Genomic DNA, 15472 nt, shown 5'->3' with positions numbered 1-15472 from the left:
CCGTACCGTTTGGTCAGCTGCCGTGCCTCGATCATGGGCGCTCTTCCTCTCGGACCCGGGCGCCCGTCGCGTCTGACGCCTCACCGGCCACGCTAAGTCCGCGACCGGCCGGATCCGGTGGTACCGAGGGCTGAACGGCGGCGGGCGGGTAGTACCGGGGTACTACACGCGGCGGTCGTGGCAGCGGCACCGGCAGCGGCTGGAGGGTCTTCTCCGTCGTCGGCTCCGCCGGCAGCGGCCTCGTCAGCCGACGATCGTCGGTTGGCTGAGCAGCGCGGGCTACGGCTTCATCTCCCCCGACGGCGCAGGCCCGGGCGTCTTCGCGCACTGCTCCGAGCTCCAGGGCAGCGACGGACAAGGCGGCCGCCGAGCGAGGCGGCCGCCTCCTCATGTCAGCCGGCTGATCACTCCTGCACCGGACCACGACGCTGCGAAGCAGAACGGGCCGGCGCCGGCGACGGTGACGTCCGGTGCTGTGGTCTCGTGACGCATGGTGCTCATCGACGGTACGCGGTGGCGGCGACGGCGGGCAGGAGGGCGAGGGAGAGGATGCCGCCGGTGAGGGCGAGGGCGGGGTAGCTCGTGGCGGCGGTCATGATGCCTGAGGCCATGCCGCCGGTGGCGCCGGCGATGGCTATGGAGACGTCGACCATGCCCTGGGTCCTGGCTCGGGTGGCGAGCGGCACGGTGTCCGTGATGATCGCGGTTCCGGATACGAGGCCGAAGTTCCAGCCGAGTCCCAGCAGGGCCAGGGCAAGCGCGAGGAGGGCGATGGAGTCACCGGGTGCCGTGGCGGCGAGGACGCCGGCGGCCAGCAGGGTGGTCGCGGAGGCGGCTGCGATCTTCATGCGGCCGTAGTGGTCGACGAGCCAGCCGGTCAGGGGGGAGGGCAGGTACATGGCGCCGATGTGGATGGCGATGACGAGGCCGGAGGCCGCGGTGCCGTGTCCATGGTCGTGCATGTGCACCGGCGTCATGGTCATGATCGCGACCATGACCAGCTGGGTGAGGATCATGACCAGCGCGCCCAGGACGACGCCTCCCCGGCCGTCCGTCGCGTCAGCGGCGTCGGAGGCGGCCGCGCGTGCAGGGGCAGCGGCTGCCTCGGCGCGGGCCACGGTGCGGGCCAGGAGCAGCGGGTCGGGGCGCAGCCGGAGAGCGAGGACGAGCGCGGCCAGCGCGTATGCGGCGCCGGAGAGCATGAAGGGGCCGGCGAGGTTCGGTAGGCCGAGGTGTTCCGCAAGGGTGCCGGTGGGAGCGGCGAGGTTCGGGCCGGCGACCCCGCCGAGGGTGGTGGCGACCAGGACGGTGGAGACGGACCGGGCCCGGTGGCCGGGTGCGGCGAGGTCGGCTCCGGCGTAGCGGGCCTGGAGGTTGGTGGCGGTGCCCGCGCCGTAGACGAACAGGGCGAGGAAGAGCAGGACCGGGTTGTCCAGGACGGCGGCGGTGATGACGCCGGCCGAGCCGACGGCACCGGTGAGGTATCCGGTGGCGAGACCGGGACGGCGGCCTCGGGCCTGGGAGATGCGGCCGACGGCGACAGCGGTCAGCGCTGAGCCGGCGGTGAAGAGGGCACTGGGCAGTCCGGCGAGGGTGGTTGAGCCGAGCATGTCCTGGGCGAGGAGGGCGCCGACGGTGACGCCTGCCGCGAGCCCCGCGCCGCTGAGGATCTGGGAGGCGACCAGGACGCGCAGGACACGGCGCTGTGCCTGTGCGGGGTCGGACATGTGGGTCGTCGCGTCGGCGGGTGCAGTGCTGGTCATGTCACTTCCCGGGCTGTGGGGCCGTGCACGGGAATCCGGGCACGGTGGAAGGGGCTTCCGGTATGTCGTACGCGTGCCGTGCGGCGGCCAACAGCCTTCGATGCCGGGCCTTGAACCCGCAGGCGGCACTCTCGGCCGGATCCGCTGCGCGCGCCCGACTCCTCGGCGCCGACAGCCGACGACGGCTGCATCGAAGTGGTGGTCGGTCCACGGAAGGGATTCTCATCCGGCGACGGTGGTGACGTCGATGCCGCATTCTGGGTGGCGCTGCGCGAAGGGGATCTGCACGTCCTCGTCCTGGGCCAGGCCGCGTGATGCCGGGTGCGGCCACGCGTGGTGAGGCGGCGAGCAGCCCCGTGCAGGCCGGCCGGTGTCTGTACCGCACCGGGTGCGCCCGCGGCGACGACGACGCGGGCGCCGAGCCGTCAGGCGGGGTGGACGGTGATGGTGCAGAGGCGCTTGGTGGCCCGGGTCAGGGCTACGTACAAGTCCCTTTCCCCACCGGGGCGGGCCGTGATGATTTCCTCGGGGTTCACGACGACGACCCCGTCGAATTCCAGGCCGCGTGCTTCGGACGCCGGCACGATGCGTGCGTGGTGAGCGATGCCCTGGCCCGTCAGCTCGCTCACCCTGGTGTCCGCGCAGATCACTCCCAGAAGTTCGCCCGGGTGCGCGGTGCTCTGGGCGCGGAGTTCCTGAAAGACGGCGGTGACCAACCCGTCCGGAGGTGTGGTCACGGTGCGAGGGCTCTCACCGCTTCGCAGTGACCGTGTGGGCTTCTGGTCCGGAGCGATCCGCGTGAGCAGGTCCCGGACGCTCTCCAGGATCTCCTGCGTGGTGCGGTAGCTGACGGTCAGGTTGTGCAGTTTGAACCGCGGTCCGACGTGGGGGCTCAGTGCTTCCTTCCAGTCGCGTGCTGTCGCGACCGGGCCTGCCTGGGCGAAGTCACCCACCAGCGTCATCGCCCTTGCCGGGCAGCGGCGGACGATCATCCGCCACTGCATGGCGGTCAGTTCCTGCGCCTCGTCGACGACGACGTGCCCGTACGTCCGCTCGGGGGGGCCGTCGACCAGGCTCGCCGCCTCGTCCAGCAACGGCACATCGGCATCGGTCCAGGGGTCGTCCGGACCGCGCAGCAGCAGGGACCGCTCCTGCGCGGTCAGGCGGGGCAGGCGCTCGGCGAGAGCGTCGGCGTTCGTCAGGAGCGCCTTCACGAGGTCACCGGGTAACAGCCGCGGCCACAGCACCTCGACCGCTCGGTCGACGCCGGCGTCGTCGAGGAGATCGGCTCGGATGGCGTCCAGGTCCAGTTCGTGGACCGGACCTGAGTCGGGCGCACCTTCGGCACGACGCTGGGCGGCTCCCGTGAACCGGTCGAGGTCGATGCCCGTCATCCTTTCGGCATCGGCGTCGATCTGCTCCAGGAGGTCACCCATGTCTCGTTGCATCGTGGCGGTGACGGCGTCGACCAAAAGCTCTTTGAACACCTGGCGCGCGGGGTTGTGCCCCGCTACGGCTGCCACGGCGGCGTCGCGCGCCGTGGCGACCTCCTCGCCGGAGAGGTGAACCAGTTCCTGTCCGACCCGGACGGTGAAGTCACCGGCGGGGGCTTGGTGGACGCGCAGCAGGCCGGCCAGGGCGTCGGCCAGGTCGGGGCTGCCCTTGAGACGCGCCGTGTCGAACGGCTCCACCGTGTCCGGGGCCACTCCGGCCAGCTCCGGGCAGGTCGCCAGAACGACGTCGTTCTCTCCGAGCGAGGGAAGGACATGGGAGATGTAGTCGAGGAACCGGGCGTTCGGGCCCACCACCAGGACACCTTCCTCCGCGGCGCGCGGGAACGCGTACAGGACATAGGCCGCCCGGTGCAGGGCGACCACCGTCTTGCCGGTGCCGGGCCCGCCCTGCACCACGCTCACCCCGCGGTGGGCGGAGCGGACGATCTCGTCCTGTTCGGCCTGCAGCGTCGCGACGGCCGCGCGCATCCTGCCCGTACGCCGTGCCGACAGAGCCTCGGTCAACGGGCCGTCCCCCACGACGTCCTCGTCGGTCGGGGCGGTCCCGTCCAGCAGTTCGTCGCTCACCGAGATGACCGTGCGCTCCTCGAGGCGCAGGTGCCGGCGCCGCCGCAGGCCCATCGGGTGGACCGGTGTCGCCTCGTAGAAGGGCCGCGCCGCGTTCGCGCGCCAGTCCACGAGCAGGGGCAGGTCATCCTCCTCCGTATGCAGTCCGATCCGTCCGATGCGCAGGGCCGTGCCGTCCGTCCAGTCGATACGCCCGAAGACCAGCCCCTTTTCGGCGCCCTCCAGCCGGCCTATTTCCTTGGCCAGACGCTCGGCGGCGATTTCTCTCTCGTATGCCTCACCGGCGCTGTGCGCCGGGGCCTTCAGCACGCTCGCCCGGTGGACTCGCGCCTCGGAAAGCCGCTCGGCGAGCAACTCGTACAGGGAGGACACATACTCCTGCTCCGATTCAACCGCACGCACAGCGGGATCAGTCATTTTCGACAACAGGGGGCTCCTTCGATTCGAGCCACACCATATGGTCAAGGTTCCTTAAAGGTAAGTCTTGACTTACTTGACGGAGCTATGCCCCCGCGACGGAATCCATGACGGCTGAGTGTATGGCGCATCATGCATTCCGTCGTGCCGTATATCGCTGATTGCACTCCCGATGCCCGCCTGCCTCATGGGCGAGCTCTGCTGACAGGCGTCCTGGGCCAGGGTGTATCGCTCGCCGGTCAGCGGAGGTGGGGCGCCGGCCTAGCCCTTCGAGTCCGGCTTCCAGTCCTGGACGAGGAGTCCGAGCACCACCTCGTCCAGGAACTCACCCAACACCCAGGCGGAGGAGCGCAGCACCCCTTCGCGGACGAAGCCGTTGCGCTCGGCGGAGCGCAACATCGCGGCGTTGTCCGACAGACCACGTCGTCGTAGAGCTCGGTCCGCAGGATCGGGATGTCTTCCTCATGGCGGGCCCTGAGCCCGACCCTTGCTGCCCTTCAGCATGCGAGCTCCCTGTCCGACCGCGTCGGTCGGCGGCAAACCGATAAGGAGGTCGTCCAAGACGTCCTGTCGGTCGGCCGGGGCGTCGTCGGGACCGAAGCGCGGGCGGACCGGCGGGACGCCCTCGAAGTGTGATGTCCACTCGTCACTGCCGCTGTTGAGCGGCACTGGGCCGCTTGAGAGGATCGGGGCATGGCGGACTCCCCCATGCACATCAACGCTCTCATCGTCGATGCCGCAGACCCCGAGCGGCTCGCCATGTTCTGGTCCGAACTGCTCGGCAGGCCGATCGTGGGCCGTATGGGCCCGTACGTCTGGCTGCGCCGGGAGAACGGCCTGGGTCTGGGCTTTCAGCAAACCGCCGAACCCAAGTCGGGCAAGAACCGGATGCACTTCGACATCACCTCTCCCGATCCCGCCGCCGAGCAGCAACGGATCGAGAGGCTCGGCGGGCGCAGGCTGACGCAGTACGCCGACGGCGGGTTCCTGGTGATGGCGGACCCCGAGGGCAATGAGTTCTGCATCATCCCGGAGGGTCCCTTCGAGCTCGACGACGAGGGGCGCGCCCACTACCTCGGCTGACGGTCGGGCTTCGACGACCCCTGCGGTCCTGCGTTTCCAGCCGGCGAATCCGGCCGAGGACCGGGATCCCGCCGGCCTCCGGCCGGCAGACCTGGACGCGCCGGCACCGCGCTGCTCGGATGCGTCGCGAGAGCACCGGATTCCCGGGCCGTACTGAGTGGCGGGCCTGCGGCGCCTTCGTTCCGAAGCAGCTCGGAACGGGGCTCTGCCGCAGGCCGACGTGGAGCTAAGCCGCCTTGGGCCGCGCCGCACGTATGCCCGAGGCGGACCCTTGTGCGTCTGCGTTCTCGGGAGGCCAGGTCTCGTCCTCCCCGAAGACAGGGGCCTGGAAGGGGTTGGTCGCCGGAGGCGGCGATGCCGCGGTGGAGAAGCGGGGTTGCACTTCCGGCGCGGAGAACAGCGACGTCGGGTCGATGGGGTAACTCTCTTTCGTTGCAGGCCCCTGAGGGGCCTGAGGGGCCTGGCGTGCCGTGACCGGGCAGCGGTCCTACAGCTTGGTCATCTTGGCGTACGGGCTCAAGATCCGCATTTGCGCCGAGCCGAAATCCACGAGCGCCGCGATTCCGTCCTCGATGCCGACCACTCGGCCGAGGCCGTACATGTCGTGTGTGACCTGGTCACCCACAGCGAAGTGCTTGGGAGCCGGTGTGACCGGGGCCTTGAAGGGGCTGGTGGGCAGATGACGCTTCGGCGCAGCGGGCTTTGTCATAGCTCAGTATGGGCCTACGCGAATCCGGTTTGCTGTGGCCATCGGCACAGATCCAGACGGAGCGCACCGCTTCACGCCGCTGACCTGGGGTTTCGAGTCCTGGTGAGCCGAAATTGGACCGCAGATCTCCTTCACTGATCGTGGTTGACCCCTGCATCCGGCAGGGCTGCGGAGCACACACCACGGCCGCACCTCTGATCAGTAGCCCTGGAGGAGGGCTGCCGGACCGACCGCCTACATGTCACGGCGGCCTCGCCAGAGTCCCGCGACGGGCGTCCTTCGGCATGAGCCTGCCACCCTGATAAATCGACCACATTTCCGCCAGAGTGTCCCGAAATGAATATGGCGCCGCACCATTTATTTCGGAGCGGCCCGAGTGACGATATTCGATTTTCCGGACAACTCACCTGACCGGAATTACAAGCCGCTGTTCGTCCGGACCGGCAAAGGATGCACCCCGCGGCCGAGCAGGCGGCTGAGTACGAATACTCATGTACGCCGCGACACCATCTGACAGGCTCCGCCACATGAATAGCGGGAGAGGGACACTCACGGCCCTGCATCTCTTCCTGGTCTGGGCCATGACGGCGACGATGGTGCCGACGCTGGGCTTCGAGCTGGTGGCATCGGCTTGGGGCGGTGGTGCGAAAGCGACGGTGCCGGTTCTCGCCTTGGGTGTGCCACTGGCAGTGGTCCTGCTGGGCATGGCGGGCATACCGGTGAAGACCCTCGTGCCGCTGTGCGGCTCCGCGCCGCGGCGTCTCGGCTGGGCGGTACTGGTCTTCGTCCTCGGCACGCTTGGCGTCCTGGCGGGTCTGGCGGCCTACAGCGGGGGCGTTGACCTGGGGAGCGCCACTACCAGGATCGCGCTGACGGGAGCACCGTACGCCGTGGCCGCGGCGCTCTTCGTGCCGAGCCGGTGGGTTCGGCTGGGGGCGCTGGCCGTGCCGGCGGCCGCTGTGGCCTACGGCGGCTTCGTCGGTCCGGCGCACGCCCAGCACCGTCGGCACGAGGCGCAGGTCGCGCGATACCGCGAGAGGCCGGAGTTGCTGTACCTGGGCACTGCGCCGCCCGGCATGCAGATTTCCCGTGCCGAGGTCGGCCCTGCGTCCTTCGCCGTCGACTACCGCTCCGTCCGGGAGGGGTACGAGACGGGGTACGTGGGACTCGTGGTGCGCCCGCCGGTCACGCCCGGACCCCGATGCCCCGAGCCCGTCGAGATGGGCGTGACCTGCACGGTGGACGCGCACGGTGAGATGGTCACGGTGCGCGACTTCCCCGGCGGGGCCCGCGAGGTCACCCTCACCCGCCGGCAGCGGAACGCGGAGGTCGAGGTCACCAGCCAGAGCATCGACGAGCTCGGGCTCCGCCGTCTCCTGGACACTCTGCACCCGCTGTCGGACACAGAGCTGGAGGAGCTGATGCGAGACAAGAAGATCGACCAGAGACTCTGAGCCGTGTCCGACGTGTCTCTCCGGCGCCGCCCCGACCGACACCCGCGACGGTCAGGTCGTGCGGGAAGGCAAGATCGATTGTCAGTGGTGCATGAGACGGTTGGAGCATCGAGTCGGAAAGAGGGGGAGCTGCCATGTCCGGAAGCCAGAACTACATCAATCACGTTGCTCTCGTGCTGGATGCCAGCTCGTCCATGTCGCACCTGCGCAGCAAGGTGGTCGAGGTCGCCGACCAGCAAATCGCGTATCTCGCCCGCCGATCGAGGGAGCTGGACCAGGAAACCCGGGTCACGGTGTACGTCTTCGCAGACGCAGTGGACTGCGTCATCTACGACAAGGACGTGCTGCGGATGCCCTCGCTGAAGCAGCTGTACCGGGTCGGGGGAATGACGGCTCTGCTGGCGGCGGCGCTGAAGTCACAGCGAGAGCTGGCGCAGACGGCTCAACTGTACGGCGACCACAGCTTCCTGACGTTCGTACTCACCGACGGGCAGGAGAACGCAAGTCATCGCTGCCCGGACGCCCCTGCCAGGCAACCGCGTGAACTGGTCGAGGCCGTGGCCGAGATGATCGCGACGCAGGAGGACAACTGGACGCTGGCGGTCCTCGTGCCGGACCAAATGGGGAGGCGCGAGGCCATGCAGTGCGGCTTCCCCAAGGACAACATCGCCATCTGGGATGCCACGAGCACGCAGGGTCTGGAGGAGGCCGGGCAGGTCATTCGGCAGGCCACCGAGAAGTTCATGGTGGGCCGCACCCGGGGCATCCGGGGATCACGGGCGGTGTTCTCCACCGGTGCTGAGGCAGTCAACAAGAACACCATCAAGGCGGCCGGCCTCACCCCGGTGCCTGCGTCGAAGTATCAGCTGATTCCGGTGGCTCGTGACGCGGCGATCCGGGACTGGGTCATCGAATGCGGGCACACCTACCGCACCGGCGGTGCGTTCTACCAGCTGAGCAAGTCGGAGAAGATCCAGGCCCAGAAGCAGATCGCGGTGCTGGAGAAGAAGACGGACCGGGTGTACACCGGCCCCGAGGCGCGGGCTCTACTGGGCCTGCCGAACGTCGAAGTTCGCGTCAAGCCCGACCACAACGACGACTTCACGATATTCGTGCAGAGCACCAGCGTGAACCGGAAGCTCGTCCCGAACACGCGTCTGCTGCTCATGCTCTGACACCTCGAACCCCTGGTGACATCCGGCCGTGAAAGTCCTGCGGTCTTCGGTCAGGTTCAGGGCGGCGGGCGTCGGGGTGGTGAGGGTCATGCCACGGCGCTCCCGCCGGAATCTCCCGGCTCGTGTTCGAGGAGGGGTCTACGGTACGCATATGCACCGCTGCCCGCGTCGGTCATGTGAGGAGGAGTCCTGTGCCATCACCCTGTGACCCCGAGTACGCTCCCGTCGGCGATGTCGGCGCAGCGCTCATGATGATCGACTCTCGGCTCAAAGCCGTCTACGACAGCAAGTCCGGGACCGACCCCGTACAGCAGCAGATGATGGAGCAGTTCGCCGCGTCCTTGGGCCCTGCGGGGATCGATGCGCTGCTGACCGGCACGTGCACGCTCATCTACATGCTCGTCAAGTGGCTGCGGACGGCCTGTGAGGAGCACGGCAAAGACGTCATCGAGTACGTGGTGCCCGCCCTCGTGGCCAGCATGCGCATGATGCCCAAGACCTTCCGTCCCGAGGTCATCCCCACCATGGCCGGCCTGCTCGTCGCCGCGGGCACCGGACTGAGCCCCAGTTTGTGGCGCGCGCAGCACGGACGCTGGACCGAGGCCGAGATGAACCCCCTGGAAGCCACGGCTGTCCTGCTCGCGGAACACATCAACCGGATCGCCGGCGACCACGACTTCGCCACCCGCCTGATCACCGAGGCTCTGTCCGACTCGGACGGGGAATGAGCCGCGGGGCTGCTCGTGCGAGAACGGAAGTCGTTCGCCGACGCTCAGGATGTCAGTTCCGTCTGGGCCGTTGCCGGGGCGACGGGAGTGTGCCGGATGTACCACTCGGTGGCGAACAGCCGCTCCCGCACTTCCGGCGGAAGGCGTGCGATCACGCCCGGTAGAGCACCCCGCTCCACCTCGGAACGGTGCGCCAGCACCGCGGCGATCTTCTGCCTCGTCCAAGGGCCGACGTCGACAGTTGCGGTGACCTGTTCGTCCGGAACGCTGTACACCGCCTTGCGCGCTCCGATCACTTCTCTCAGCGCCGGTACCGCCGAGTGCGGGTGTGTGGCCAGGTAGAGCGCGCTCGGCTGCCACGGGGCACCGGCGGCCGGGTGGAGACGTTCAAGCCCGGCGGCGTGAGCGGCGAGCAAGGTCACGCGATGGGTGTGCACGTGGTCGGGGTGACCGGGCAGGCCGCCATAGGCGTCATGGGTGACCATGATGTCCGGGCGGAATTCACGGATGTGCGCCACCAACCGCCCTACCGCCTCGTCGAGCGGCGCATCGCAGAACCGCAGGCAGCCTGGCGCCGACTGCGGTACGCGCTCATCGGCGTACCCGAGCATCCGCGGCTTGCCCGCCCCGAGGATCCGCAGCGCTTCGGCCAACTCCGCGGCCCGCTCGGTGTCAGCGGCCCAGGTTGTCGTGACTACTGCGGTACGTGCGCCCGCAGCCGCGTGACGAGCGAGCACTCCGCCGGCTGACAACGACTCGTCGTCCGGGTGGGCGAAAACCGCGAGCAGGCTCGGCACGGGCATGGGCATACCGCCTTCCAGCACGAAGGGAGCCCGATCGTATGCCACCCGATGCGGCGTGCCGCCGGCCCGGGCGGCCCTCGGCGATGGACGCGAGCCGGGCCATGGCGAGTTGAGGTGTCGTCGCCGGGTTGTGGCCCGAACACCCCGCTGCCGCAGGCGTTCTTCTCCGGCCACTTCTCCATCGGCCGTGGGCTTCCCGAGTATGACGCGGCCGCAGCCCAGCTGACACTCAGCTCCGCGGCCGGTCCCGTCCGCCTGCGCGCTCGAACCGAGACCGCTGAGGAACACCCACACACCGGGGTGTTCCGTGAATGGCGGCGTAACTGTGAACAAGCTGGGCCGTACCAGTGGGTATCCTGTGCGTTACAGCGACTGGTGGGTCCATGACCCGAACGGGGAGAGCCGCGTGAAAATTGCATTCCTCATCCATGACGTTTTCGGCTTGGGTGGGACAAACCGGACAACGATCAACCTGGCCTCGGCTCTGTCCGAACGCCACCAGGTAGAGATCGTCTCGGTGTTCCAGCCGAAGGATGCGCCGCTGTTCGCGATTGATCCGCGAGTCAAAGTCACCAGCCTGATCGACACGCGACAGATTCCCGAGGCCGAGCGGAACGAGCCGGCCCGAGTCTTCCCCGCGGCCGAGACCCGCTACCACCAGTACAGCACGGTGACCGACGAGCGGGCCGCCGACTACTTCCGCCAGAACCCCCCGGACGTGCTCATCGGAACACGCCCCGGCCTGAACGTGTATGTCGCGCGTTTCGCCGGCAAACGCACCCTGGGCATCGGCCAGGAGCACATCACCCTGGCGTCGCACCCGGAGGCGCTGCTGCCGGACATGAAGGAGAGCTACGCCCGCCTGGACGCCCTGGTCACGGTGTCCGAGGCCGACGCGGAGAACTACCGCAGGGACATGGCCATTCCTGGCCTGCGTGTCGTCTCCATACCCAACAGCATTCCGGCACCCTCGTTGCCCGCGGCCGACCCGACCGTCAAGACGGTCGTCGCGGCCGGGCGGCTCGCGGTCATCAAGCGGTACGACCTGCTCGTGCGGGCCTTCGGCAAGGTCGCCGCCAACCATCCCGACTGGCAGCTGCGGATCTACGGCGACGGCAGCCAGCGCGGCAAGCTGCGCACCTTGATCAACGACCTCGGCCTGTACAACCAGGTCCACCTGATGGGTCTGGCCTCCCCCATCGAGGCCGAGTGGGTCAAGGGTTCGATCGCCGCGGTGACTTCGGACAGCGAGTCCTTCGGCATGACCATCGTCGAGGCGATGCGCTGTGGCGTCCCGGTCGTGAGCACCGACTGCCCGCTCGGCCCGCGCGAGATCATCCACGACGGCGAGGACGGCCTGCTGGTCACACCGGGAGACGTCGATTCCATCGCCCAGGGTCTGCTGCGGCTGATCGACGACGACGAGGCGCGGGCCGCGATGGGGGCTGCGGCCCGTCGTAACTCCGAGCGGTTCGACCCCGCAGCAATCGCCCTGCGTTATGAGGACCTGTTCCGCGAGCTCGGCGCCCGCGACTCCACCGCGTCGCCGATGCGTGCCTCGTTCTTGAGCCGCCTGCTGCGGCCCCGATCCGGTCGGGCGGACGCGCTCCGCGCGGCGGAGGCAGCGTCGGCCCCGGTCACGGCGCCGATGAGCGGGGCCTTCCATGCCGACGCGGACGGCTCACTGCGCGTCGTGCTGTCGGCAACCGCTCCGGTCGACGACGGCGAACTGCTGCTGATCCGACGCGACGAGGACCGCACGACGCTGCGCGTGCCGCTGGGCCGCGACGACCGCGGCCGGGTCTGGGCCCCCGTCGAACGCACGCTGCCCCTGGGGAACGCGGTGTGGGACCTGTGGGTCGACCCGGCGAACGGGCCACGCAGGCGCCTGCACAGTGACCTGCTCGATCTGCGCGGCCTGACGACCTTCCGGCCCGACGCACAGCAGTCCCCGGTCCGAGCGCTCCTGCCGTACGAGACCGTGGACGGGTTCATCGCGCTGACCGCCCGAGAGGCCGACGTGCACGCGGAAGTCCAGCGCGTCGACATCTACACCGACAGCGACCAGATCGACGTGGCGGTACGGATGTTCGGACCCGCGGCCGACGTCGAGGGCTTCGAGTTGCGACACCGCGACCGCGCCGCCGACGCCGGTGCCCTGGAGCTGTCCTGGCACCGTGACGAGGACGGGGTGCTGCACGCGCGCGTGGTCTGCGCGGCCGTCGCTCGGCTCCACCACGCGGAGCAGGACCTGTGGGACCTGTGGGTGCGCATCGCCGACCGGGCCGAACCGGTGCGCGTCGGCGGCTGGTTCGGCGACGTCAAGGACCGTAAGAAGGTGTACGTGTATCCCGTGACCGTGTTCGAGGACACCCCGCGCGGGCGTGCCCGAGTACGGCCGTACTACACCGTGGACAACGACCTGTCCGTCAACGCCGTCGACCTGCCGTGAGAGTGCGGCGGGTGAGTCCTGCAGTCTGACTGTGGCGGTTGCTGCGTGCAGCGTCCGCGTCTTGGTTGCGGGGCGTCCGTGTAACCCATATGAGTGGTCACATGACATTGAGCTGGAAGCTGGTCATCGACAGCACGAACGCACCCGCCCTCGCGGACTTCTGGGCGGCGGCCCTGGGGTACGAGGTGGAAGACCCCAGCGCTCTCGTCGAACAGTTGCTGGCCGCCGGCCGGCTCGGCAAGGAGGCGGTCGCCGACCATCACGGCCGCAGGACCTTTCGCGGCTATGCCGCGATCCGCCACCCCGACGACCCGTTCGATCGGACCAGCGGCGTCGGTCGCGGCCGTCGACTGCTCTTCCAGGAGGTGCCCGAGGGCAAGACGGGCAAGAACCGCCTGCACCTGGACGTCCACAGCGAGCCTGGTGGCCTCGACAAACTGGTGACCCGGCTGGAAGACCTGGGGGCGACCCGCGTCCGCGAGGTCGACAAGGGCCCGGCCGGACACTGGTGGCTCATGCAGGACCCGGAAGGCAACGAATTCTGCGCGGCCTAGGTCCGGCCGCGGCCGGCGCGGAACATGGGGTCTCCGGTCCCGGGAGACCCCTCGTCCGCTGCTCAGTACGCCGATCCGACCGAGCCGTGGGGGTCGACTGCAAGGCTTTCGCGCCGGGCGCCGTGCGGCGGCCCCGGCAGTCGTCCTCCGGAGCATGAGCCCAGCGAGCTACCGAGCTGCTCAGCCCCGTGGGACACCGTCACGCGCCCACCCCCCTGCGGCCTTACCGGCCTTGACGCGAGTTCCGTGAGAGACAGGCGTGGTGATCTCCGGTTCACTCCGGCTTCGGGCGGGAGCGCAGGTGCCGCATCTGGGCGTGGCTGAGGTCGTGCGCCCGTCGCATGTGCCGGGTGATCACCTCGAGCTCGTCCTCGGTGTGGTCGTCGAGGAGCTCCTGCCAGGACCGGCCGAGGTCGTCCCACACCGCTGTGACACGGGCGATGCGCTCCGGCACGGGGGTGACCAGCACGCGGCGGCGGTCCTGCCGGTCGGGTGAGCGGACCACGTAGCCGTCACGTTCGAGCCGGTCGACGAGTCGCGTGGCGGAGCCCGTGGTCAGGCCCGTCATGTCGGCGATCTGCTTGACCGTGAGCGGCCCGGGCTCCGCTGTCAGCAGGCTCAGACACTGCACGTCGGTTGGATGCAGTCCGAGATGGTCGGCGATGGCCTGGTTGAACAGCACGTAGGCCGCCAGGTAGCGGCGCGACTCCCTCGACAACTCCTCGTACAGCCGGTCCCGACGCGAGTCTGTCATCTGGATCACACTCCAAATCACTGCACGACGCAGCGAATTCCCCTAATCTTCTGCGTGACGCAGTGAATGCGCCACGCAGTGATACTACCTTTTGGGGGACCCATGCTCACCGTCGCTGTCACCGGAGCCACCGGAGCCCAGGGCGGGGCCACCGCCCGAGCCCTGCTGGCCGCCGGTCATCAGGTGCGCGCGCTCACCCGCCGCCCCGACTCGCCCACCGCCGACGTCCTGCACCGCCTCGGCGCCGAGGTGCGCTACGCCGACTTCGACAACCGCCCTTCGCTCGAGGCAGCCCTCACCGGAGCGGACTCCCTGTTCGCGGTCACCAGCCCGTTCGACACCGACACCGCGACCGAAGTGCGACAGGGCAAGACCCTCGTCAGCGCCGCGGCAGAGGTGCGGCTGGGGCACATCGTGTTCACCTCCGCCGCCCACGCCGACCGGGGCACCGGCATCCCGCATTACGAGAGCAAGTACCTGGTCGAACAGCACCTCCGCGCTGTCGGGGTGCCCTGGACGGTGATCGCTCCGGCAGCGTTCATGGACAACTACGCCGGCGGCTGGGCCCTCGACGGGCTGCGCGACGGCACCTTCGCCTGGCCCATGCCTGCCGACCGGCCCCTCACTCTCATCCCCGCCTCGGACATCGGCGCGTTCGCCGCGCTGGTCCTCCGACGGCGTGAGGAGTTCGCCGGCCGCCGCATCGACATCGCCTCGGACGAACGCACGCCTGGCCAGATGGCGGAGATCCTCACGACCGCCATCGGCCGCCCGATCGCCCACCAGGAAGTACCCCTGTCCTACGTCCGGACTCGATCGGCCGACCTGGCGGCCATGTTCGAGTACTTCACCACCTTCGGCCTCGGCGTCGATGCCACCGCGTTGCGACGCGAGTACCCCGAAGTCGGCTGGCACAGCTTCACCGACTGGGCCGTCGCTCAGGAGTGGCCGGCACTCCTGTCCCGCACGCCCCCACATCACTGACAGCCTCCGTCCGCGCAGCCCCCGCCCTCATCACCACCACCGAAGGAGCACACGCATGAAGCCCATCGGTTACTGGCTCAACCGCACCGACAAGGCACTCACCCGCTACATGAACGACATGCTGGAGGGGTTCGGCCTCACACGAATCGCTTGGCAGGTTCTCAACCTCGTCCACGACGCTCCCGGAATCAGGGACAGCGCGGTCCTGTCGACCCTCGCCGCCAACGCCGACAGCGTTGTACTGACCGGCGCCATCGACACCGTTCTCGCCGACGGCTGGGCGGACCGTCCCGCACCGAACCGGCTCACCCTCACTCCTGGTGGCAGCCGCCGTCTGACCGACGTCACTGCGCGTGTCGACGCGTTTCGGGAGTTGTCCACGACCGGCATCTCCTCGGACGAGTACCGCACAACGGTGCGCGTCCTGGAGCGCATGAGCCGCAACCTGGAAACGGCGACGAGCATCGATCACTGATCACTGATCACGACGATCTTCAGGACGCGAGGAACACCCG

General features: G+C 69.0%; 13 protein-coding genes and 1 pseudogene. 8 read left to right on the top strand and 6 right to left on the bottom strand.

The features are described from left to right. Nucleotides 1-497: 497 nt before the first annotated feature. The 3 genes and pseudogenes from ACIHEJ_RS38750 to ACIHEJ_RS38740 form a co-directional block, all read right to left on the bottom strand. Entirely contained in the window at nt 498-1763 is a 1266-nt protein-coding gene (locus tag ACIHEJ_RS38750) for an MFS transporter (protein ID WP_400142554.1), read from the bottom strand. Between the two features lie 425 nt (nt 1764-2188). Beyond that, nucleotides 2189-4216, bottom strand: coding sequence for a HelD family protein (locus tag ACIHEJ_RS38745; RefSeq protein ID WP_400142553.1), 2028 nt, complete (start codon nt 4214-4216; stop codon nt 2189-2191). A gap of 306 nt (nt 4217-4522) precedes the next feature. Next, nucleotides 4523-4678, bottom strand: a pseudogene (locus ACIHEJ_RS38740) (GNAT family N-acetyltransferase); the annotation flags it as partial. Between the two features lie 276 nt (nt 4679-4954). Here ACIHEJ_RS38740 and ACIHEJ_RS38735 point away from each other — a divergent pair. Then, a complete protein-coding gene (locus ACIHEJ_RS38735) occupies nt 4955-5344 on the top strand; it encodes a VOC family protein (RefSeq protein WP_400142552.1) in 390 nt (129 codons plus the stop codon). 487 nt (nt 5345-5831) lie between these two features. Here ACIHEJ_RS38735 and ACIHEJ_RS38730 read toward each other — a convergent pair whose 3' ends face one another. Next, on the bottom strand, nt 5832-6053 hold the full coding sequence (locus ACIHEJ_RS38730) for a CarD family transcriptional regulator (protein WP_400142551.1): 222 nt from the start codon (nt 6051-6053) through the stop codon (nt 5832-5834). Nucleotides 6054-6580: 527 nt separating this feature from the next. Between ACIHEJ_RS38730 and ACIHEJ_RS38725 the strand changes: the two genes are divergently transcribed. From ACIHEJ_RS38725 to ACIHEJ_RS38715, 3 genes are all read left to right on the top strand, one after another. Then, nucleotides 6581-7507: a hypothetical protein gene (locus ACIHEJ_RS38725; protein ID WP_400142550.1), complete on the top strand. Its 927-nt coding sequence runs from the start codon at nt 6581-6583 to the stop codon at nt 7505-7507. A gap of 134 nt (nt 7508-7641) precedes the next feature. Continuing rightward, a complete protein-coding gene (locus tag ACIHEJ_RS38720) occupies nt 7642-8682 on the top strand; it encodes a vWA domain-containing protein (protein ID WP_400142549.1) in 1041 nt (346 codons plus the stop codon). Between the two features lie 191 nt (nt 8683-8873). Next, entirely contained in the window at nt 8874-9410 is a 537-nt protein-coding gene (locus tag ACIHEJ_RS38715) for a hypothetical protein (RefSeq protein WP_400142548.1), read from the top strand. A gap of 44 nt (nt 9411-9454) precedes the next feature. Here ACIHEJ_RS38715 and ACIHEJ_RS38710 read toward each other — a convergent pair whose 3' ends face one another. Beyond that, complete coding sequence (locus tag ACIHEJ_RS38710; RefSeq protein ID WP_400142547.1) at nt 9455-10213, bottom strand: PIG-L family deacetylase; 759 nt, start codon at nt 10211-10213, stop codon at nt 9455-9457. Nucleotides 10214-10655: 442 nt separating this feature from the next. Between ACIHEJ_RS38710 and ACIHEJ_RS38705 the strand changes: the two genes are divergently transcribed. Then, nucleotides 10656-12665, top strand: coding sequence for a glycosyltransferase family 4 protein (locus tag ACIHEJ_RS38705; RefSeq protein WP_400142546.1), 2010 nt, complete (start codon nt 10656-10658; stop codon nt 12663-12665). Between the two features lie 101 nt (nt 12666-12766). After that, the gene (locus tag ACIHEJ_RS38700; protein ID WP_400142545.1) at nt 12767-13219 is read left to right on the top strand and encodes a VOC family protein; all 453 of its coding nucleotides are present in this window, start codon (nt 12767-12769) and stop codon (nt 13217-13219) included. Between the two features lie 274 nt (nt 13220-13493). On the opposite strand, the gene ACIHEJ_RS38695 is transcribed toward ACIHEJ_RS38700, so the two are convergent. Beyond that, the gene (locus ACIHEJ_RS38695; protein WP_400142544.1) at nt 13494-13973 is read right to left on the bottom strand and encodes a MarR family winged helix-turn-helix transcriptional regulator; all 480 of its coding nucleotides are present in this window, start codon (nt 13971-13973) and stop codon (nt 13494-13496) included. Nucleotides 13974-14075: 102 nt separating this feature from the next. Here ACIHEJ_RS38695 and ACIHEJ_RS38690 point away from each other — a divergent pair, with 102 nt between their 5' ends. Then, entirely contained in the window at nt 14076-14957 is an 882-nt protein-coding gene (locus tag ACIHEJ_RS38690) for an NmrA/HSCARG family protein (RefSeq protein WP_400142543.1), read from the top strand. Between the two features lie 55 nt (nt 14958-15012). After that, entirely contained in the window at nt 15013-15432 is a 420-nt protein-coding gene (locus tag ACIHEJ_RS38685; protein WP_400142542.1) for a MarR family winged helix-turn-helix transcriptional regulator, read from the top strand. Nucleotides 15433-15472 lie beyond the last annotated feature (40 nt).

The sequence above is a fragment of the Streptomyces sp. NPDC052301 genome, assembly GCF_044593395.1.
Classification (GTDB): domain Bacteria; phylum Actinomycetota; class Actinomycetes; order Streptomycetales; family Streptomycetaceae; genus Streptomyces.
Note: the sequence above shows the minus strand (reverse complement) of the source record. Positions and strands in the feature narration are given on the sequence as shown.

Bases quoted from the DNA above. Each gene is read 5' to 3' on its own strand.
- ACIHEJ_RS38750 (WP_400142554.1), bottom strand. From the start codon at position 1,763: ATGACCAGCACTGCACCCGCCGACGCGACGACCCACATGTCCGACCCC.
- ACIHEJ_RS38735 (WP_400142552.1), top strand. From the start codon at position 4,955: ATGGCGGACTCCCCCATGCACATCAACGCTCTCATCGTCGATGCCGCA.
- ACIHEJ_RS38730 (WP_400142551.1), bottom strand. From the start codon at position 6,053: ATGACAAAGCCCGCTGCGCCGAAGCGTCATCTGCCCACCAGCCCCTTC.
- ACIHEJ_RS38725 (WP_400142550.1), top strand. From the start codon at position 6,581: ATGAATAGCGGGAGAGGGACACTCACGGCCCTGCATCTCTTCCTGGTC.
- ACIHEJ_RS38720 (WP_400142549.1), top strand. From the start codon at position 7,642: ATGTCCGGAAGCCAGAACTACATCAATCACGTTGCTCTCGTGCTGGAT.
- ACIHEJ_RS38710 (WP_400142547.1), bottom strand. From the start codon at position 10,213: ATGCCCGTGCCGAGCCTGCTCGCGGTTTTCGCCCACCCGGACGACGAG.
- ACIHEJ_RS38700 (WP_400142545.1), top strand. From the start codon at position 12,767: ATGACATTGAGCTGGAAGCTGGTCATCGACAGCACGAACGCACCCGCC.
- ACIHEJ_RS38695 (WP_400142544.1), bottom strand. From the start codon at position 13,973: ATGACAGACTCGCGTCGGGACCGGCTGTACGAGGAGTTGTCGAGGGAG.
- ACIHEJ_RS38690 (WP_400142543.1), top strand. From the start codon at position 14,076: ATGCTCACCGTCGCTGTCACCGGAGCCACCGGAGCCCAGGGCGGGGCC.
- ACIHEJ_RS38685 (WP_400142542.1), top strand. From the start codon at position 15,013: ATGAAGCCCATCGGTTACTGGCTCAACCGCACCGACAAGGCACTCACC.